Raw genomic sequence first — 20400 nt, forward strand, 5'->3', positions numbered from 1 at the left:
AGGGGGGACAATGATGAATTTTGAACGGATGCTGACGAACGCAAAGCAACTAGAGGGTTGTACGGTATCCATTGCGGGGGCAGCGGATGAAGAAGTAATCCGAGCCGTAAAACTTGCCACAGATCATGGATTGTCACGTTTCATTTTATTTGGTGAAGCCCGGGAAATCCGAAAGTTATGTGAACAGTATGGAATCGATGAGTCAGACGTCGATATTTTACATGCAAAAGGTGATGTAGAAATTGCCAGACGTGCTGCACTAGCCGTGAAAAACAAAGAGGCGGATGTGCTCATGAAAGGGATGGTGTCGACATCGACATTCATGAAAGCCGTCCTCAATCGAGAGGCCGGTCTTCGGACGAACCGGACGCTCAGTCATATCGCACTCTTTCAAATTCCAAATCGGGAAAAATTGATTGGTGTGACCGATGCTGCAATCCATATCGCGCCAACGCTCGAAGAAAAGGTCGAAATCATTCATAATGCGGTAGAAGCGATGCATGACATCGGTTACGAATCGCCAAAAGTCGCAGCGATTGGGGCTGTTGAGGTTGTCAATCCTCAGATGAACGCGACGCTCGATGCCGCGTTGCTCAGTCAGATGAATCGTCGGGGACAAATCAAAGGCTGTATTGTAGATGGACCGCTCGCCCTTGATAACGCGGTCGATATGGTCGCAGCGAAACAAAAAGGAATCAATAGTGAAGTAGCGGGGCAAGCAGATTTATTAGTCGTACCATACATAGAGGTCGGCAACGTCCTTTATAAATCAATCATGTATTTCGCAGAGGCGAGCGTTGCGGCGATTGTCGTTGGCGCATCTGCCCCTGTCGTATTGACGAGTCGTGCCGATACAGCGGAGGCGAAACTTTATTCCCTCGCATTCGCTTTGTTACATGCCAAAAACTAATCGTACTTAACAGGAGGAATTGATCATGATGGAAACAAACACAGAACCACGCTTCCGTATTTTTGATGTCTTACAATCTGAGGATTATGAACAAATCGTATTCTGCCAAGACCAAGCGTCTGGTCTAAAAGCAATCATTGCGATTCACGATACGACACTCGGTCCAGCACTCGGCGGACTTCGTATGTGGAATTATGAGTCAGAGCAAGAAGCACTCACAGACGTGTTGCGTCTCGCAAAAGGAATGACTTATAAAAATGCTGCAGCCGGTCTCAATCTCGGTGGAGGGAAGGCTGTCATCATTGGGAATGCAAAGACGGACAAGTCAGAAGCTCTCTTCCGCGCATTCGGTCGTTACGTACAATCACTCAGCGGACGTTACATCACTGCTGAAGATGTGAATACGACGGTTGCTGACATGGACTTCATCCATATGGAGACAGATTACGTCACAGGAGTCAGCCCTGCTTTCGGTTCAAGTGGTAACCCATCACCAGTAACGGCGTATGGCGTCTACCGCGGTATGAAAGCCGCTGCGAAATGGAAGTTCGGAACAGACTCACTCGCAGGGAAGACGGTTGCCGTGCAAGGTGTCGGTAACGTAGCCTACAACTTATGTCGTCACCTCCACGAAGAAGGCGCGCATTTGATTGTGACAGACATCAACGAAGAAGCGCTCAAACGTGCGGAAGCAGACTTTGGTGCGACGGTCGTCAAACCAGATGAGATTTATGCAGTCGAGTGTGACATTTTCGCTCCATGTGCACTCGGTGCAGTCATCAACGACAAAACGATTCCACAATTGAAAGCCCAAATCGTTGCGGGTGCCGCAAACAACCAATTGGCTGAAGATCGTCACGGGGATGTACTTGACGAGAGCGGGATCCTCTACGCGCCAGACTTTGTCATCAACGCTGGAGGTGTCATCAACGTCGCGGACGAACTTGAAGGTTACAACCGTGAACGGGCAATGAAGAAAGTCGAACTCATCTATGACAACATGATGCGTGTCTTTGAAATCGCGGAGCGTGATGGAGTACCGACGCACGTGGCGGCTGACAAGATGGCCGAAGAACGGATTCACATGATGGCACGTTCACGTAGTCAGTTCCTGAAAGTTGAAAAAAGTATTCTAGGGAGACGCTAAGATGACAAAACGGCTAATTCTTGCAATCAACCCAGGGTCGACCTCGACAAAAGTTGGATTGTTTGATGGGAAGGAAGAAGTGATGACACGTACTGTCCGCCATGAAATTGACGTGACCGGTCTCAGCCTTCCTGAGCAGTTACCTCATCGTGAGCAAGAAGTGCGTGCCTTGTTAGAAGAGACTGGCATCGCGGTCAACGATTTGACCGCGATTGTCGGTCGTGGTGGCTTGCTTGCACCGATGACATCAGGAACGTATACCGTCAATGATTTGATGCGAGAGGACTTAACGAGCGGAAGATTCGGTATGCATGCGTCTAACCTAGGAGGATTGATTGCATCCAAAATAGGCGAGCAAGAGGGAATACCGAGTTTCATCGTTGACCCTGTCGTTGTCGATGAGATGCATGAGTTGGCAAGAAAGACCGGGATGGCCGACATCGATCGCCGTAGTATCTTTCATGCCCTGAATCAAAAAGCCGTCGCCAAACGCTTTGCGACTGAAAATGGAAGCGATTACAATGAGCTGAATTTGATTGTCGCTCACTTGGGCGGAGGGATTACGGTCGGTGCGCATCAGCATGGACGCGTCATCGATGTGAACAACGGACTAGACGGTGATGGGCCACTTGCTCCAGAACGGGCAGGCTCAATTCCTGTTGGACAGGTAGTAGAACTATGTTATAGTACCAGGTATAAAGAATCGGAAATGAAAAAGAAAATTGTCGGTCAAGGTGGGTTGTTCGCACACCTCGGTACATTCGATGCGATTGAGATTGAGCAACGAATGGAATCGGGAGATGATGAGGCGAGACTCCTTTATGAGACGATGGCTTACCGTGTCGCACAAGAGATTTCAAAACATGGTGCGACGCTCAGTGGTCGAGTGGATGCCATCTTATTGACAGGTGGGATCGCTTATTCTGACTGGCTGACTGACAAGATTAAAGAGCGTGTCGCATTCCTCGCGCCGGTATACGTTTATCCAGGCGAAGATGAATTGAAAGCCTTGGCAGAAGGGGCACTTCGCGTCATTGAGAAGGAAGAGACCGCAAGAGAATATGAGGGGGATACACATGGCACGAGAATTTGATGTTGTCGTCATTGGTGGAGGACCAGGAGGATATGTGGCTGCGATCAAAGCTGCACAGGCTGGTAAATCTGTCGCAATCGTCGAGGCGAGAAAATTAGGCGGCACCTGCTTACATAGAGGTTGCATCCCTACGAAAGCTCTTCTAAAAGCAGCCCATGTCTATCAAACGGCGAAACAGGGGGCAACGTACGGCGTAGAAACGGGAAGTGTGACGTTCAACATGGAACGAGCCCAAACGTATAAACGCGATCTTGTGGCTGGTCTTGAAAAAGGAATCGAGCACTTGATGAAACAAGGAAAAATTGAAGTGTTTCGCGGAAAAGCCTCGATCCTTGGACCAAGTATTTTCTCGCCACAACCTGGGACCGTATCCGTTGAAGATGAAAGCGGTGAGTCAGAACTCATCTTGCCAAACCAATTGATTATCGCAACAGGTTCGATTCCGCGTGAACTTCCTGGATTGCCGTTCAATCACGAACGTATCTTAAACTCGGACGACCTCCTCAATTTTGAGACACTACCTGAATCGATTGCGATTGTCGGTGGTGGTGTCATCGGAGTCGAATGGGCGTCCATGCTCGTCGATTTAGATGTGAACGTGACGTTGATCGAAGTAGGAGATCGATTACTTCCACTTGAGGACAAGGCGGTCTCTCGTGAGGTGGAACGTCTATTGAAGAAGCGTGGCGTCCGTGTGAAGAAGAGCGTGACGGTCGACGCCGAACGAACATTGATTCACGAAAATACAGTGGAGCTTGCTGTCGGGGAAGAGATGTTACAAGTAGACTGTGTCCTCGTCTCGGTTGGCCGAGTTGCCAACACTGAAGACTTAGGACTTCAAAACACTTCTATCGTCGTAGAAAATGGGATCATTCAAGTCGATAGTCAGTATCGAACGAAAGAACGTCATATCTTCGCAATCGGGGATTGCATCGGAAAATTACAACTCGCTCACGTCGCGTCTGCCGAAGGCGTGAAGGCGGTCGAAACGATTCTTGGACTTGAACCGACACCACTCGATTACGCGCTCATCCCACGTTGTGTATATAGCGTTCCTGAAGTCGCTTCGGTCGGCTTGACGGAAGAGGCGGCAAAAGATGCCGGACGTGATGTGAAGACGGGGACGTATCGATTCAACGGACTCGGGAAAGCGCGGATTGAAGGACAAGCCGACGGATTCGTCAAACTCGTTTCGGACAAAGAAACAGATGACCTTCTCGGTGTTCATATCGTCGGACCGAAAGCGACTGAACTCATCACAGAAGGTGGACTCGCGCTCGTCTTGAACGCGACAGCTTGGGAGATGGGACAACTTGTGCACCCACATCCTGCATTAAGCGAAGCCTTCCAAGAAGCGGCACTTGCCGTCGATGGATTACCGATTCACGCCTAAGGAGGAACAAGGATGGAACAGATGACTGTAAACTCATATGAAGAGCTTGGTTTAACCAAACAAGATTTATTGGCGATGTATGAAACGATGATACGCGCCCGTAAGATTGATGAACGGATGTGGAAGTTGAACCGCGCCGGGAAAATCCCGTTCGTCGTTTCATGTCAAGGACAAGAAGCTGCGCAGGTCGGTGCGGCGTTTGCGCTCGAGAAAGGAATCGACTACGTCTTGCCTTACTATCGTGATGTGGCGGTTGTCCTTCACTTCGGTCAAACATCAAGAGACTTGATGTTATCGGCATTTGCGAAAGCGGAAGACCCGAACTCGGGTGGTCGTCAGATGCCTGGTCACTTCGGCTCGAAAGAACATCGCATCGTGACGGGTTCATCTCCGGTTACGACACAAGTCCCTCATGCGGTCGGGATTGCACTTGCGGCGAAGATGAAAAAAGAAGAACTCGTCACGTTCGTCTCGTTCGGAGAAGGCTCTTCGAACCAAGGTGATTTCCACGAAGGGGCAAACTTTGCTGGTGTCCATAAATTACCGGTCATCTTGTTCTGTGAGAACAACAAGTATGCGATTTCGGTGCCACTTACGAAACAGTTGGCATGCGAGCGCGTATCAGATCGTGCAAAAGGCTACGGCATGCCAGGTGTGACAGTCGACGGGACAGACCCGATTGCTGTATATGCGGTCGTGAAGGAAGCGCGTGAACGTGCACTTCGCGGAGAAGGACCGACGTTAATCGAAGCAGAAGTCGAGCGTCTCGTACCACACTCATCAGATGATGATGACAAAGCATACCGTTCAGCTGAAGAATTGGCCGGATTAAAAGAGCGGGATGGAATTCAATTGTTCCGTCAACGACTGGTGAACGACGGTATTGCAACAGCGGATACACTTGCCGAAATCGATGCACAAATCGATGCTGAAGTGAATGAAGCGACGACATATGCAGACAAAGCACCGTACGCATCACCTGAATCTGCATTGGATTACGTCTATGAGGAGGAAAAATGATGAAAACGTTTATCGAAGCGATCAATGAAGCGATTCATGAGGAAATGGAGCGCGACGAAAACGTCTTCGTCGTCGGGGAAGACGTCGGCGTACGTGGTGGTGTATTCCGTGCCACACAAGGCTTGATTGAGAAGTATGGTGAAGACCGTGTCATCGACGCACCGCTCGCTGAAAGTGCGATTGCCGGTGTAGGAGTCGGGGCTGCCATGTACGGCATGCGTCCGATTGCAGAAATGCAATTCGCAGACTTTATTATGCCAGCAGTGAACCAAATCGTATCGGAAGCGGCAAAAATTCGATACCGCTCAAACAACGACTGGACGTGTCCGATGGTCATCCGCGCTCCTTTCGGTGGTGGCATTCACGGGGCACTCTATCACTCGCAATCTGTCGAGGCGATGTTCAGTTCGACGCCAGGTCTTAAAGTCGTCATTCCATCAGACCCAGTCGATGCGAAGGGCTTGTTGAAAGCAGCAATCCGTTCGAACGACCCTGTCCTCTTCTTCGAACATAAGCGTGCCTATCGTCTTTTGAAAGCGGACTTGCCGACTGACGAATACACGGTTGAAATCGGTAAGGCTGCGGTCAAACGTGAAGGTGACGATATCACAATCATCACGTACGGTCTTTGTGTCCATATGGCACAAGAAGCTGCGAAAACACTCGAAGAGGAAGGAATCAGCACGCATATTATTGATCTTCGTACCGTCTATCCGCTCGACCAGGATGCGATCATCGAGTCGGTCAAGAAGACCGGTAAAGTGTTACTCGTGACAGAGGACAACAAAGAAGGAAGCATCATTGGAGAAGTCGCGGCGATTATCGCAGAGAAGGCGCTCTTTGAACTCGATGCGCCGATTGAACGCTTAGCGGGTCCTGATGTTCCGGCTATGCCATATGCACCACCAATGGAAAAATTCTTTATCGTATCCCCAGAAAAAATTGCCGAGCGGGCGCGTCAGCTCGCCGCGTTTTAAGGAGGCGTCTCCATGGAACAAACGATTACAATGCCCCAACTCGGTGAGAGTGTGACGGAAGGCACGATTACGACCTATCTCGTCAAACCGGGCGACCGTGTGGAAGAATATGAACCACTCGCCGAAGTCATGACGGACAAAGTCACGGCGGAAATCCCGGCAACAAGTGCAGGAATCGTAAAAGAATTTCTCATTCCAGAAGGTGAGACGGTCAGTGTCGGGACACCTGTCCTAACGATGGAAGTCGAAAGTGCAGAGGAAGCTGTGACTGAGACGAAGACAGAACCAGTCGCGGAAGCGGCACCGTCAGTTCCATCTGAAGCGAAGCAAGCTGTCGCGACGGCTCCGAAAAAACAGAGTGGGAACGGTCGATATTCTCCTGCCGTCATCCGACTCGCCAATGAGAACAACATCGATTTGAATGAATTGAGCGGAAGCGGTCTAGGTGGTCGGATCACGCGGAAAGACATTCTTCGTTACTTATCAGAAGGACGTCCTGCATCAACTCCTGAGAAAGCGACACAAGCACCTGTCCAAGAGACAATGGTACAAACAAAAATGGATGTTCCGACTGAGGCACCACGTCCTGCCGTCGAGCCTTCACAACCGGCTGCCTCGACATCTACAGGTCGATACGAAACGATTCCGACAGCTGGTGTGCGTCAAGCGATTGCGAACAATATGGTTCGCTCGAAGCATGAGGCGCCTCACGCATGGCTCATGATTGAAGTCGATGTGACGAACCTCGTCGAGGCACGTGCGAAGTTAAAAGATGACTTCATGAAGCGGGAAGGGGTCAAATTGACGTTCATGCCGTTCTTCATGAAAGCGGCCATCGAGGCGCTTAAGAAGTATCCGATGATGAACTCGGAGTGGGCAGGCGATCACATCAAAGTTCACCAAGACATCCATCTGTCTGTGGCCGTCGCGGCAAACGACGCCCTGTATGTACCGGTCATTCGTCAAGCGGATGAGAAGAATATCAAAGGACTCGCTGTGGCGCTTCAAGACGTAGCGTCACGTGCGCGTGAGAATCGCTTGAAAGCTGAAGAGATGCGTGGCGGCACGTTCACGATCAACAACACAGGGGCGTTTGGCTCAATCCAATCGGCACCAATCTTGAACTACCCACAAGCGGCAATCCTATCAGTCGAGTCGATTGTGAAGCGTCCGGTCTGGATGAACGGAATGTTCGCGGCACGCGATATGGTCAACCTTTGTATGTCGGTCGACCATCGCGTCCTCGACGGTCTCGTCGCAGGGCAATTCTTGCAAGCGATCAAGCAGTCGCTCGAATCGATCGATCCGGACACATATACCGTGTATTGATTCATACAAAATGGAGGCGCTCCCAGCGGGGTGCCTCCATTTTTCATGAGTTATAGCCAAGGAATACCGTGAAGACGAAGCTTGCGGCTGAGATCAGTAAGAGAAGGAACGACAAGGACATGCCTATTGTGACGAGTCCTTTGGAGAGTCGTTGTTTGGATTTATAGAGTGAAAATGCAAACACGAGACTGAATAGGCCGAGCGTCGCGAATAGTGTAAGCGGGATTGCTCGGTCTTGGAGTAACTGAAGTAAATCCAACGTTGAATCATCCTTTCTAATCAAGCGCCTTCTGAAATCGTCGTTGATAGGCAAGATACGTCAATCTGCTGATCACGACGAACAGGAGCAGGAACATCCAGTATATGAAGACATAGTTTAATGAAAATGCAGAGACCCCATCATGTCTGACCGAAGAAATCCAAAGCAAAAGGAGTGAGGCAGGGAAATGAATCAATAGTACAAGATAGGGCATGAACTTCATGAAGGATAAGGCGTTTGACGACGGATTGCGCATGAGACACATGGCAATCAAACCAATCAACACTTCGAGCCCACCAAGCGTGAAGAAAGCGAGTGAATCAGAAAGACTAGTCTCTAGAATCGGTAAGGCAAGCGTTGCAAGACCGAAACTCCCAATCATTATTAAAGCGAACAAGATGTAGTCACCTCCAAAAAAGGGTTGATTCTATGTGTTTATTGTAAAATAATGGATGATAAAATTCAACATCTCAGGAAAACACGCCATTCATAGAAATGGCGTGTCGGTGAGTTCTTTATATCGATTGCTCGATCATCGATTCGATGTCGCGACGAACTTCAGCTTGCGACAATTGAGCGACATCATAGCGGACACGATGTGTCGACTCGTCCGTTCCCGTCAAATCAGCGAAAAGACTACCGAGGTCGTGGACACTGCGGTCGACTTGTATGAGTAATTCAATCGAATCCTCTTCTTGTAAGATGACGACTTCGACTTCATCTAACTGACGCCCAAAACGTGAGCCGTTCGCTGAATATTCGAGTTCTTGTGCAATCGGAAGACGACCTGAGCGATGGCGTGCCGGGAGCATCTCTGTGTCGGCTTTCTTCAGGCGGAAACCGAGTTCGTCCATCGCATCTAAAATGATTTGTTGTGAAGCGTTCGGTTGTACCGTAATCGCATCTTCATCTTTTGGATCGACGGCTTGGGCGATATCAAGCCCGGTCTCAATCCATGATTTCGATTGGCTAACAGAGAGTGGGGTATTAAACGGGACGTTGACCGTGAACGGGATCTCTTTCACTTCTCCAGGTCCAATCATAAATGGAGCCTCATTCAATAAAATCTTTTCGATTGTGAACGTCGAGTATGTCGACTTGTCGTTGACCTCATGTTTATACAGCGTGTTGAAGAACAGATAGATGCTGTCGACCGACTGTTCGACTGAACCTCCTTCTACATGGACTACTCCATTGAGTTCACCACCGGGTGTACAATGGCTTTCATTCAAACGTGTGTCGACTTTTGCGGCACCGATTCCGATTGATGATAAAATCTTTTTAAACATATGTGTATCCTCCTTTGACGTAACGTCATCTTCGTGTAATAGTATGTACGGACAGGTGAAACAATATGTTTCAAAATTTCTAAAAAAGGATTGAATCCATTGGAATATAAAGCGTTACAAGAACGTCTCGAAGACGTGATCCAATCAAATCATCTCGTGTCGGCGACAATCAGTCAACCCCGTCAAAAATCAAGTGATCTCAGACGCGTCAAATTGAAACCGGTCATGCTTCGGAATGCATACCACATCCAGTTCGAATATCAGTACGAACGGGTGATGAACCATAAAAACTTACCACCGGATGAGGCTATAGAAGAATTGTTCGACCTTCTTGAAACGTTCAGACAGGGACAATTTCAATTAAAAGAGTCTGACCTTCAATTTCAGTTATCCAAAAAATTTAAAGTGACCTTTAAAGAGAGACAGACAGCTCAAAAAGAAATTCAGTTGAGCCACAATCGGGAAAAACAATATGTGCTACCACTTGACGAACCAGTCCCATTCTTAATTCGACTCGGCATTCAGTCGAGTGATGGGAAAGTGAAGCGTCAAAAGTATGACAAGTTTAAACAAATCAACCGCTTCCTTGAGTTCATTGAGGACTCGCTTAAACACTTGCCGACAGACCGTACCGTCCGAATCTTGGATTTCGGTTCAGGGAAGTCGTATTTGACGTTCGCGCTCTATCACTTTTTACATGAGATGAAAGGATATGATGTTCATATCACAGGTCTCGATTTGAAAAAAGAAGTCATCGAAGAATGTGCATCGATTGCAAAAGACTTAGGATATGAGCGACTCGAGTTCTTAGTTGGAGACATCAATGAATATGAAGGGGAGACAGCTGTCGATATGGTCGTGACGCTTCATGCATGTGACGTGGCGACCGACATGGCATTGGCCCGTGCCGTCCGCTGGGGGGCGAAAGTCATCTTGAGCGTCCCTTGCTGTCAGAAGGAGTTAAATCGTCAACTTCAAGCACCGAATCTAGACGTGATGCTCCAGCACGGATTGATCAAAGAACGGTTCGCCTCGCTCGCGACAGATTCGATTCGGGCTGAACTTCTTGGACTTGTCGGTTATGAAGCTCAGTTACTGGAGTTCATCGACCTCGAGCATACGCCAAAAAACATCATGATTCGTGCCTATTGGACGAATCGTGTAGCGAGTGATGAGACGAAGGCTCGTTACCTCGCCTTTAAACAAATGTTACAGGCAGATCCGTTCTTAGAACGTGAATTGAGCGATAGACTTGTCCTCGAGGTAGAACAAGACGTAAAATAAGGTAGTATAGACGAAATGTCGAAAGGGGAAACAACATGGATTTTCAATTATATTTTCAAGATGTAGTCGAACAAGCGCGTAACGAAGTGCGTGCTGCAGGATACACAGAGCTCACGACACCGGAAGAAGTAGACGGGGCACTGAAAAAAGAAGGGAAGACACTTGTACTCGTTAACTCGGTTTGTGGTTGTGCAGGCGGGATTGCTCGTCCGGCCGCGGCTTACGTAAACAAGATGGAAGGCGTCAAACCTGACCATTTCGTGACCGTGTTTGCAGGTCAAGACCGTGAAGCAACAGATCGTGCACGTGAGTATTTCGAAGGATATGCACCGTCTTCACCATCGATTGCCCTCCTCGAGGATGGAAACATCGTGACGATGGTAGAGCGTAGTGAAATCGAGTCGTCAACTGCGGAAGAACTCGTCGACCAATTAAAAACATTATTCGATATCTACTTCGCATAATCAAGCATCGGCGCAAAGGCACTGCCTTTGCGCTTTTGTGAAAAGGGGCAGTGTATATGGAACCAGTCATCAAAATTATGACAGAGGCAGAATATATGATTGCCCTGTCACGCGGTGAGATCAATGAACCGTCGCTTCAATCGGAAGGGACGATTAAATGTTGTACACCGCAACAGATCGGAAAGGTCGTCAAAGCGTCGTATCCGGGAGAAGCGGTCGTGCTCGTCTCCCTTTACGTCAATCGTCTTGGGCAACTGTTACATTATGAGTTAGATGAGGATGGGGAACGTTATCCGCACGTTTATAGTGCCATCCCAATGTCATCCGTTAAACAAGTCCAACCATATGGGTCTCGCGACAATGGAACGGTCACATATTTCGCTTTCGAGCGAATGTGACCTTCTTTTTTTGTATAAAATGCATGAATATACTTTACAAGTAATAATTATGTGTATATAGTGGTTGAAGACACAAGTCGGACAACTGATGTGTCCTAGAACAGTTGAGCTACGTTCACACATATGTCATAATTTTGTTAAAGTTCTGATAATTATCATTCAACTATGAAAGGGAGATGAAGATGAAAAAAGGTTTTCTAGCATTATGTTTAGCAGGACTGGCCGCGTTCTCAGTCGCATGTGGGGCAGACGTGAACGAAGGAGGATCGACATCGACCGATGGTGAGGATGACAAAGTCATCGTCATGGGTACAAGTGCCGATTACTTCCCTTATGAATTCGTTGACACAGCGAACGGCGACGAAATCGTCGGATTTGATATCGACATCGCCAAAAAAGTGGCGGAAAACATGGGATATGAATTGAAAATTGAAGATATGGACTTCGGAAGCTTGCTCGGAGCCCTCAACGCGGGTCGTGTCGACTTCGTCATGGCTGGTATGACACCGACAGAAGAGCGTAAAGAAAATGCTGATTTCTCGGATATCTATTTCACAGCGGTGAACTTGATCTTATCAAAAGATGATTCGCTTCAATCACTTGAAGATTTGAAAGGCAAAAAGATTGGTGTCCAGCTTGGTTCGATTCAAGAAGGAATCGCACAGGATCAAATCACAGACGCTGAAATCGTCTCATTGAACAAAATTCCTGAGATCATCCAGGAAATCAAGACAGGACGTATTGACGCAATGGTCATCGAAGATACGGTCGCGAAGAAATACCTCGAGCAAGACAGCGAATTGACAACATTTGAAATCGTGGACGAAGAAGAAGCGGGCTCTGCTGCTGCCTTCCGTAAAGACGATGAACTCCGCGATCAATTCAACGAAGAGTTGAAGAAGATGATCGACAGTGGAGAAATCGAAGAGTTAGCACAAAAATGGTTTGAAGAAGAGGCTGCACCAGCCGAATAATGAATCGTACGAGGCTGACTGAAGATGAATCGGTCAGCCTTTTTTTAGGAGGAACTTACAATGGATTTTAGCCGGATTTATGATTCGATCCCTTACATACTTGAGGGGATCCCAGTCATGTTCCAAGTGGTCATCGTCTCGGCATTGATCGGGATCTCACTTGGTATTGTCGTTGCAACACTGAAAATCGTACCGAATCGTCTCATCAACTTTATTGGACATGCATACACGGCTGTATTCCGTGGGACGCCACTCATCTTGCAACTTGCCATCATTCACTTCGGGTTGCCGCAATTGACTGGCTATATCACGACACCATATCAATCGGCAGTCATCGCCTTCTCATTAAACTCAGGGGCGTATATTTCAGAGATTATTCGTGCTGGTATTCAAGCGGTCGATAAAGGCCAATGGGAAGCATCTGATGCCTTAGGTGTCCCATACGTCAAACAATTACGTTCAATCATCTTGCCGCAGGCGTTCAAGAATATCTTGCCCGCCCTCGTCAACGAGATGATCACGTTGACAAAAGAGTCGGCCCTCGTCTCGACGGTCGGCGTACTCGATATTATGCGCCGCGCACAGATTGTCGGTGGGCAGAAGGCGATCTACTTCGAACCGCTTCTATTCGCCGGTGTGATATACTTTACGATAGTGATGATCTTGACGTATCTTGGACAACGTCTAGAAAAACGGTTAAGAAAGAGTGATGGAAGATGATCGAAGTTAAAGACCTACACAAACAATTTGGTGACTTAGAAGTATTGAAGGGAATCACGACGACGATTGAGCGTGGTGAAGTGGTCGCCGTCATCGGACCGTCTGGGTCTGGTAAATCGACATTTCTGCGTTGCTTGAACATGCTAGAAATCCCGACGAGCGGGACGGTCAGTGTGGATGGATTCGAACTTACGAAAAAAGGGGCGAACGTCGCGAAGGCTCGCCAAAATATCGGGATGGTGTTCCAACAGTTCAACCTCTTCCCGCATATGAGCGTATTGGACAATTTGACGTACGCACCGGTCAACGTCTTGAAAGTTAGTAAGACTGAAGCACTCGAACGTGCGAAAAAATTGCTCGAACGTGTCGGTCTCTCTGAGAAAATCGACGCCTACCCGAGCCAATTATCGGGTGGACAAAAACAACGTGTCGCGATCGCACGTGCTTTGGCGATGGAACCAAACGTCATGTTATTCGATGAGCCGACTTCGGCACTTGACCCTGAGATGGTCAACGAAGTACTCGATGTCATGAAAGGGTTAGCTGAGACAGGGATGACGATGGTTGTCGTCACACACGAAATGGGCTTTGCTCGTGAAGTGGCAGACCGTGTCCTCTTCCTTGACGAAGGAATTTTGATGGAAGAAGGAAAACCTGCCGACTTGTTGTTGAACCCGCAGACAGACCGTGCGAAACGTTTCTTAGAAAAAGTGTTGTAATCTGAACTTAAGAAGGAAGGATGAATGCACATGAAAATCACTTATTATGGACACGCGACAGTAGGATTTGAGATCGATGGCGTAAACGTGTTGATTGATCCATTTTTGACGAGTAACCCTCATACGGAAGTAGACCCTTCTACACTACGCCCAGACTATTTGTTGCTCACCCATGCTCACTTTGATCATATCGAAGATGTCGAATTGATCGCGAAAGAAACGGGTGCGACGATTGTGGCGACGCATGAGCTCGCGACCTATTATGAGAAAAAAGGTTTTTCTGTACACGGAATGAACATCGGTGGCGGACACGCCTTCCCGTTCGGACGCGTCACGATGACGCAAGCCTTTCATAGCTCGAGTTTCGATATGGGTGACACACCGATCTATATGGGAATGCCAGCTGGATTCATCATTGAGACGAATGAGCTGACGCTCTATCACGCTGGGGATACGAGCCTGTTCTCGGATATGAAAATGTACGGAGAACGTTTCGAAATCGATGTCGCCTTCCTTCCAATCGGAGACAATTTTACGATGGGACCTGCAGATGCATTAGACGCGGCGCAGTGGCTCCAAGCCAAACGGGTCGTCCCAATCCACTTTGATACGTTCCCGCCAATCAAGCAGGACGCTCAAGCATTCTGCGACCAGTTACATCGCCGTGGTCTTTTGATTGAACCGAACACGACGATCGAGATTTAAGCGTGGATATGATACAAGCGACGAAAACGTTCGTCGAACAAATTCATGCAGAAGACCATACAGGGCATGACACCGCTCATATTGAGCGCGTCGTCCGACTGGTGGAGCGCTTGATGAAGGATGAGCCTGTCGACGAGACAGTGCTCATCCTTGCTGCATATTTACATGACGTGGAAGACCATAAGTTCGGTCGACCGAAAGGACTCATCAAACAACATTTGACTTCTCTAGAAATCACTGAAGAGCAAGCAAACTTGGTGCTGACTTTAATTGATGAAGTGTCTTTCTCAAAAGGAAGGCAACCAACGACTCGCGAAAGTGAAATTTTGCAGGACGCCGATCGTCTTGATGCCATCGGAGCCATTGGGATTGCGCGAACGTTCCAATACGCTGGTTCTCGCGGAACACCGCTCGATTTGTCAGATCAGAGTGCCATTCAACATTTTCAAGATAAATTGTTGAAACTGGCGTCTAGGATGCACACCGTAAAAGCGAAACAATTGGCGATGTCACGTCATGTGTTCATGGAGCGCTTTTTGGTGCAATTTCACGAAGAGTGGGATGGAGTAGACGTTTAAAAGGACGACCGGGATGCATGTCTCGGTCGTCCTTTTGATTAAAATGGATGTTTATTGAGCCAGTGGCCGCCGTCAAGAGAAATACAATCCCCGTTTAAATAACGCATCTCGTCAGAGGCCATCCAAAAGGCCAAGTCGGCGATTTCTTCCGGTGTCCCAAAGCGTCCGAGCGGGACGTTGCGGCGAATCCGCTCTACTTCTTTCACATGAGACACGAGTTTTTCCGCGCCGCCTGTCCGTTCAATCGGTCCTGGGCTGATCGCATTGACACGGGCCCCGAACTGATAGCCCCATTCGACTGCGAGCGTTCTCGTCAAATTGAGGACGCCTGCTTTCGCTGCCGCACTCGGTGCGACACCAGGACCTGCTTGCCATGCATACGAGGCGACCATGTTAATGATTGACCCGCCTCGTAATTCTTCTGCTTCCCAATGTTTCCCGAGAACATGAGTGCAGTTGAATGTGCCGTTCAAGACGATGTCAATGACGCTCGCCCAACCGTTCGGAGACAAATCAAGTGTCGGACAGACGAAATTACCTGCCGCGTTGTTGACGAGTGCGTGAACCGGTCCGTAAGCGGATACGATGTCAGCGAGTGCTTGAGCGCATCCTTCATAATCACGAACATCATGCTGCACACTCATCGCTTGACCTGCTTCAATAGCGTTCAGTTCGTCCATCGCTTCTAGTAGTCGTTCCTCGTTTCGACCACTGATGGCGACATTCCATCCTTCTTGCTTAAATTTTAATGCCATGGCTTTCCCCATACCAGACGATCCCCCGGTAATCCAAATCGTTTTCATATTGATTCCCCCTTGAAAATGAATGGTCGTTCATTCTATGTATTCGTCTTCTGATTTGAAATTCCTTCAATCCGATGTCATTTGGTGTTGAATCATTTCTTCGACAAGATGCGTATATAGAATATGATACGATTGAAGTGCGTAAGATGATGTCAATCAATTGGAGGGAGCTGCTAAGCCATGAGGCGACTGATGGGGATATCTATTTTCAGTATTCTAGTTGTGATAGCGCTCGTTTTTACGAATATGAGAGATGATGATTTGTCCGAACCGATTGAAAAGGTGACGAATTCTCAAGTCGAAACAAAGGCCGTTCCTGAAATGACTGTGGGCGAACTAAAAGGTATCTTAACTGATTTCCAACGCGATGTGGCCCCGCAAATCAAAAACGATTTCGAACGGAAGTTGGCAGAACGATTGTACGTGGAGATGAAACTGTTTGATGAAAGCATTGATATAAACAGGCTCATAACGCGCGCTACAGAGCAAGCTGATTTTGAACGTGCTTGGTTGACTCATGCGAAAGACGAGTATGGGGTCGTCGTAACAGATGAAGAAGTCGATGGTTGGATTGAACGAGGACCTGATGCGGAGGTAGTCGAGTCACAAAGACGGTATGCCGAGGCAAAAGAAATGAGTGTATATGAGCTGAATCATAATAATGATCGTGATCAATATATGAAGTGGGTCGTATGGGAAAAGCTGATTCCACTCATCACGGAACGATATGAAGAGTCAAGTGAGCAAGTGCTCGACAACAATCGTCTCATCGAGCTTTACGAAAAAGAAGTGAAGGATACTCTATGAATCAATGATACATCAATCAGCCCGACTCATTTGAGCCGGGCTACTGTTCATTTCATTTGTTTCAATTGTTCCAAGCCAAGTTCGCGATCGATGGCATACATCGTACCGGCGACCTTCTCACCCCAATACGGGTCTGAGGCGTAAAAGATGTTAATTCCTTCTTGTTTGTTACCAGGGTAATCTCCGCGTGCGTATTGACCTTTTACATATTTTGTGGCGAACAGTTCGGCAGCCGCGTCAACGCTCGCTTCAACCGTCTCAAAGGTTGTGGCATTGCCGCTCGGGTCGTCATCTGTTGCCCGGAATCCGAACAAGTTACGTTTTTCCCGTGCAATGTCGGACGTCCCAAACCTCGACTCATGACCGGCTACAGCGAGTAGGAATAAGGCATTAATGCCATACGTTTCTTCCGCACGTTTGAAGGCGTCACCCTCTCCAACGAGTGGCGAGTCGATGGATTGTAAATACTGATCGAACGCTTTGGCGGAATAGGGTGACGATGATCGGATCGAAGCGAATTGATAGGGAGAGTCGAAGACGTCTCGGACACGTTCCGTATAAAAACGATCATTTGAGCGTTTTTCTGTCGGTCCGACAAGAAACGTGCCGGCGAGATTCGCATTCGCCTCGACGGAATGATACACTTCACCATTTCGAATCTCATAGTAACCACGTCTTTCCACGACGGCTTCTGGGAACAATGCCATTTGATCCGGTTTCACATAGACATCTGCGCCTGATATGCGTACTTTTAAATGGTTTTCGCCTCGTTCAAGGAGTTGAAGTCTTGTGCCACCAGCGACATATGACTGTCGTTTTTTAAACGATTGATCTTCGTAAAGGTTCGTGATGGCATCGCTTGGAGTAACGACCACACCGGTGCCTGTGAAGTCGAGAACTTCTCCAGAAGGGGAGAATAAGGTGCGGTTGTTTCCGGCTGCCATATAGCGTTTTGCCTCAGCAAGAGATTCGAACGACCGTGTGACACGGTCTCCGTTCGTGACGGTTTCGACAGTATACGTGTCTTCACGGCCGGACTGAATCCATAAAAATGCCGCGATGGCGAGACTAAGCGTCGCAATCATCGGCCAAATCGTACGTTTTTTCTTTCGTTTCAATCAGATCACTTCCAAACTTTTGAATTGCCAAACGAGTTGATTTAGTCAACAATTTGATGGAGAAGGGGGAAATCAGTATGAAAATTGGAACGCGGACGTTAAAAACCGCGGTCGCAGCGGGTATCGCAATGCTCATTTCCGAGACGATTCATCTTGATTATTTTGTATTTGCTGCTATTATCGCCATTTTGAGTATTCAAGAGACACGCAAGAAATCCATTCGCGCCTCGTATGAGCGCGTCATGGCGAGTCTTCTCGCCATCGGGATGGGTGCCGCAATGTTTACGTTACTTGGTTATTCACCGGTGACGCTCACACTTTATTTTGTCATCTTCATTCCACTCGTACAACAACTGAAACTGCAAGATGGACTCATTACGAGTGTCGTGATCTTGACGCATCTTTATACCGAGGCACAGTTCTCGCTTGAATTGTTCATCAACGAGTTATTGCTCATCGCGATTGGTGTCGGGGTTGGACTCGTCGTCAACATGTATATGCCGACGCTAGACCGTGAAATCGAGCGTATCAAAGATAGTATCGACCGATCGCTTGCCGTACTCTTTTACGATGTGGCGGCATGTGTCGAGACCGGTGTGTATAACAATCATTCGATGATGCTCATCAAGACACGGGACTATTTGAAAGAAGGGAAAGATTTGGCCCTTCGTCGTATGGGTAACTCCATTGGGAAACGGAATGAAGATATGGACTATCTCTACTTCCGAATGCGGGAGCGACAATACGATATTTTGAAGCGGGTCGCTGATAACGCAAGAGAGATCACCATGGTCGTCAATGAAGCAAAACCCGTCGCAACATTTTTGCGTCGTGTCGGGGACCACGTGAACGAGCAGGCTGACGCTTCCATTTTTCTGCAAGAACTTGAAGAAATGATTGAACATTATCGAAAAAACGTACCTCTCCCCACAACACGTGAAGAATTTGAGGTACGCTCATCCTTGTTAAATATTTTATCAGATGTGAAAAGTTACTTGATCTTGAAAGAGCGTTATATTTTGCTCTTAAAAGAACATGGTCATGCTCGAGAGAAACGTGCTGATCAAAAAGATTGAGACGATGACGATGACGCCAATTTGAATGATGCGTTGTCGTCTTTTTTGCTTTTTCTTCATAACTTGCCTCCATGTACGTGTTTGCCATCATTGTACAGAATGGAAAAGATTCGTGCAATCTAAGGGAGTTTGTTATAATGGTCAAGAAATGTTTGGATGGAGGGATGTTGTTTATGGTAAACGAGACACGTGTGCTCGACACATTTTTAGAATTGGTCGGCATCGATTCAGAAACGAAGGAAGAAGCTGTCATTTGTGAACACTTGAAAGCGGTATTCACAGAGCTTGGATGTGATGTGTATGAAGACGATGCATCAACGAAGACAGCACATTCTGGTAACAATTTGATCATCACGTTGCCTGCAACGAAAGAGAATGTTGATCCGATTTACTTCACAGCTCATATGGATACGGTGACACCTGGTAAGGGAATCAAGACGAGCATCAAAGATGGTTATGTCGTCACGGATGGTACAACGATTCTCGGAGCGGATGATAAGACAGGTCTCACGGCGATGATTGAGCTTGTTCGCGTGTTGAACGAAAAACAGATTCCACACGGTCAGATTCAATTCGTGATTACGGTCGGAGAAGAATCAGGACTCGTCGGGGCGAAAGTCTTGGATTTATCAAAAATCGACGCGAAGTTCGGTTTTGCGCTTGACTCGGACGGTCCAGTCGGCGACATCATCGTCGCGGCACCGACACAAGCGAAAGTGAACGCGAAGATTTATGGAAAGACGGCTCATGCGGGTGTCGCTCCTGAGAAGGGGATTTCAGCGATTCAAATCGCAGCAAAAGCCATCGCGAAGATGCCACTCGGTCGAATCGATGAAGAAACAACGGCGAACATCGGACGCTTCGAAGGGGGACGTGCTACAAACATCGTTTGTGACTATGTCGAAGTACTCGCTGAGGCTCGTTCGCTCATTCATGAGAAAATGGAGAAACAGGCGGAAACGATGAAGCAAGCCTATATCGAAGTGGCGGAGTCATTCGGTGGTCGTGCTGAAGTCGACATCGACATCATGTACCCGGGATTCAAGTTTGAAGAAGGCGATGAAGTTGTCGAGGTCGCAAAACGTGCGGCGGCGACAATCGGACGTCCGACACGAATCTTGCACTCAGGCGGCGGTTCAGATGCGAACGTCATCGCCGGTGGCGGGATTCCGACAGTCAACTTAGCGGTCGGTTATGAAGAAATTCATACGACAAACGAGCGGATGCCACTTGAAGAGCTATATAAACTCGTCGAGTATGTCGTCACAATCGTCGAAGAAGTTGCATCACCTAAGCAATAAAAAAGAGCCGACCATTCGTCGGCTCTTCGTATGTGT

The 20400-nt window shown here is 48.0% G+C and carries 23 protein-coding genes; 18 read left to right on the top strand and 5 right to left on the bottom strand.

Annotated features, from left to right (window positions below; all coding sequences use genetic code 11):
- Positions 1-13 precede the first annotated feature (13 nt).
- From yqiS to KNO99_RS10100, 7 genes are read left to right on the top strand one after another with little or no spacing between them, the layout of a single operon-like run.
- A complete protein-coding gene (yqiS, locus tag KNO99_RS10070) occupies positions 14-910 on the top strand; it encodes a phosphate butyryltransferase (protein WP_214748064.1) in 897 nt (298 codons plus the stop codon).
- Between the two features lie 25 nt (positions 911-935).
- On the top strand, positions 936-2057 hold the full coding sequence (locus KNO99_RS10075; protein ID WP_214748067.1) for a Glu/Leu/Phe/Val family dehydrogenase: 1122 nt from the start codon (positions 936-938) through the stop codon (positions 2055-2057).
- Position 2058: 1 nt separating this feature from the next.
- Positions 2059-3150, top strand: coding sequence for a butyrate kinase (gene buk / locus KNO99_RS10080; RefSeq protein ID WP_214748070.1), 1092 nt, complete (start codon positions 2059-2061; stop codon positions 3148-3150).
- Positions 3134-4543, top strand: coding sequence for a dihydrolipoyl dehydrogenase (gene lpdA, locus KNO99_RS10085; protein ID WP_214748073.1), 1410 nt, complete (start codon positions 3134-3136; stop codon positions 4541-4543). The genes buk and lpdA overlap by 17 nt, the downstream gene beginning before the upstream one ends.
- Before the next feature lie 12 nt (positions 4544-4555).
- Positions 4556-5563: a thiamine pyrophosphate-dependent dehydrogenase E1 component subunit alpha gene (locus KNO99_RS10090; protein WP_371743086.1), complete on the top strand. Its 1008-nt coding sequence runs from the start codon at positions 4556-4558 to the stop codon at positions 5561-5563.
- A complete protein-coding gene (locus tag KNO99_RS10095; protein ID WP_214748076.1) occupies positions 5563-6540 on the top strand; it encodes an alpha-ketoacid dehydrogenase subunit beta in 978 nt (325 codons plus the stop codon). The genes KNO99_RS10090 and KNO99_RS10095 overlap by 1 nt, the downstream gene beginning before the upstream one ends.
- A gap of 12 nt (positions 6541-6552) precedes the next feature.
- Positions 6553-7869, top strand: a complete 1317-nt coding sequence (locus KNO99_RS10100) for a dihydrolipoamide acetyltransferase family protein (RefSeq protein WP_214748079.1) — start codon at positions 6553-6555, stop codon at positions 7867-7869.
- A 43-nt stretch (positions 7870-7912) separates the two neighbouring features.
- Here the strand turns inward: KNO99_RS10100 and KNO99_RS10105 are convergent, their stop codons facing one another.
- The 3 genes from KNO99_RS10105 to KNO99_RS10115 form a co-directional block, all read right to left on the bottom strand.
- On the bottom strand, positions 7913-8128 hold the full coding sequence (locus tag KNO99_RS10105) for a hypothetical protein (protein ID WP_214748082.1): 216 nt from the start codon (positions 8126-8128) through the stop codon (positions 7913-7915).
- A gap of 16 nt (positions 8129-8144) precedes the next feature.
- Positions 8145-8525, bottom strand: coding sequence for a hypothetical protein (locus KNO99_RS10110; RefSeq protein ID WP_214748085.1), 381 nt, complete (start codon positions 8523-8525; stop codon positions 8145-8147).
- A 118-nt stretch (positions 8526-8643) separates the two neighbouring features.
- The gene (locus KNO99_RS10115; RefSeq protein ID WP_214748088.1) at positions 8644-9417 is read right to left on the bottom strand and encodes a sporulation protein; all 774 of its coding nucleotides are present in this window, start codon (positions 9415-9417) and stop codon (positions 8644-8646) included.
- A gap of 99 nt (positions 9418-9516) precedes the next feature.
- Between KNO99_RS10115 and KNO99_RS10120 the strand changes: the two genes are divergently transcribed.
- The 8 genes from KNO99_RS10120 (at position 9517) to KNO99_RS10155 (ending at position 15259) form a co-directional block, all read left to right on the top strand.
- The gene (locus KNO99_RS10120; RefSeq protein ID WP_214748092.1) at positions 9517-10701 is read left to right on the top strand and encodes a class I SAM-dependent methyltransferase; all 1185 of its coding nucleotides are present in this window, start codon (positions 9517-9519) and stop codon (positions 10699-10701) included.
- Positions 10702-10736: 35 nt separating this feature from the next.
- Complete coding sequence (locus KNO99_RS10125; RefSeq protein WP_214748095.1) at positions 10737-11165, top strand: BrxA/BrxB family bacilliredoxin; 429 nt, start codon at positions 10737-10739, stop codon at positions 11163-11165.
- Positions 11166-11221: 56 nt separating this feature from the next.
- A complete protein-coding gene (locus tag KNO99_RS10130) occupies positions 11222-11563 on the top strand; it encodes a DUF952 domain-containing protein (protein ID WP_074033280.1) in 342 nt (113 codons plus the stop codon).
- A 182-nt stretch (positions 11564-11745) separates the two neighbouring features.
- A complete protein-coding gene (locus tag KNO99_RS10135) occupies positions 11746-12537 on the top strand; it encodes a transporter substrate-binding domain-containing protein (RefSeq protein ID WP_012726549.1) in 792 nt (263 codons plus the stop codon).
- A 60-nt stretch (positions 12538-12597) separates the two neighbouring features.
- A complete protein-coding gene (locus tag KNO99_RS10140; protein ID WP_012726548.1) occupies positions 12598-13257 on the top strand; it encodes an amino acid ABC transporter permease in 660 nt (219 codons plus the stop codon).
- Positions 13254-13976, top strand: coding sequence for an amino acid ABC transporter ATP-binding protein (locus tag KNO99_RS10145; protein ID WP_214748098.1), 723 nt, complete (start codon positions 13254-13256; stop codon positions 13974-13976). Before KNO99_RS10140 ends, KNO99_RS10145 begins: the two co-directional genes overlap by 4 nt.
- Before the next feature lie 30 nt (positions 13977-14006).
- Entirely contained in the window at positions 14007-14681 is a 675-nt protein-coding gene (locus tag KNO99_RS10150; protein ID WP_214748101.1) for a metal-dependent hydrolase, read from the top strand.
- 8 nt (positions 14682-14689) lie between these two features.
- The gene (locus tag KNO99_RS10155; protein ID WP_224862752.1) at positions 14690-15259 is read left to right on the top strand and encodes an HD domain-containing protein; all 570 of its coding nucleotides are present in this window, start codon (positions 14690-14692) and stop codon (positions 15257-15259) included.
- A gap of 38 nt (positions 15260-15297) precedes the next feature.
- Here KNO99_RS10155 and fadH read toward each other — a convergent pair whose 3' ends face one another.
- The gene (gene fadH / locus KNO99_RS10160) at positions 15298-16068 is read right to left on the bottom strand and encodes a 2,4-dienoyl-CoA reductase (protein ID WP_224862750.1); all 771 of its coding nucleotides are present in this window, start codon (positions 16066-16068) and stop codon (positions 15298-15300) included.
- Positions 16069-16254: 186 nt separating this feature from the next.
- On the opposite strand from fadH, the gene KNO99_RS10165 reads away from it, so the two are divergent.
- Positions 16255-16869 carry a hypothetical protein gene (locus tag KNO99_RS10165; RefSeq protein WP_214748109.1) on the top strand — a complete coding sequence of 205 codons (615 nt, stop codon included), beginning with the start codon at positions 16255-16257 and terminating at the stop codon, positions 16867-16869.
- Between the two features lie 47 nt (positions 16870-16916).
- Here the strand turns inward: KNO99_RS10165 and KNO99_RS10170 are convergent, their stop codons facing one another.
- Positions 16917-17987, bottom strand: a complete 1071-nt coding sequence (locus KNO99_RS10170) for an N-acetylglucosaminidase (protein WP_251131028.1) — start codon at positions 17985-17987, stop codon at positions 16917-16919.
- 77 nt (positions 17988-18064) lie between these two features.
- Here KNO99_RS10170 and KNO99_RS10175 point away from each other — a divergent pair, with 77 nt between their 5' ends.
- Together KNO99_RS10175 and KNO99_RS10180 are read left to right on the top strand one after the other, a co-directional pair.
- On the top strand, positions 18065-19063 hold the full coding sequence (locus tag KNO99_RS10175; RefSeq protein ID WP_214748112.1) for an aromatic acid exporter family protein: 999 nt from the start codon (positions 18065-18067) through the stop codon (positions 19061-19063).
- Between the two features lie 173 nt (positions 19064-19236).
- Entirely contained in the window at positions 19237-20364 is a 1128-nt protein-coding gene (locus KNO99_RS10180; RefSeq protein WP_214748291.1) for a M20/M25/M40 family metallo-hydrolase, read from the top strand.
- The last annotated feature ends 36 nt before the right edge of the window (positions 20365-20400 follow it).

This window comes from Exiguobacterium sp. s189 (genome assembly GCF_018617615.1).
In the GTDB taxonomy this organism is placed as follows: Bacteria; Bacillota; Bacilli; order Exiguobacteriales; family Exiguobacteriaceae; genus Exiguobacterium; species Exiguobacterium aestuarii_A.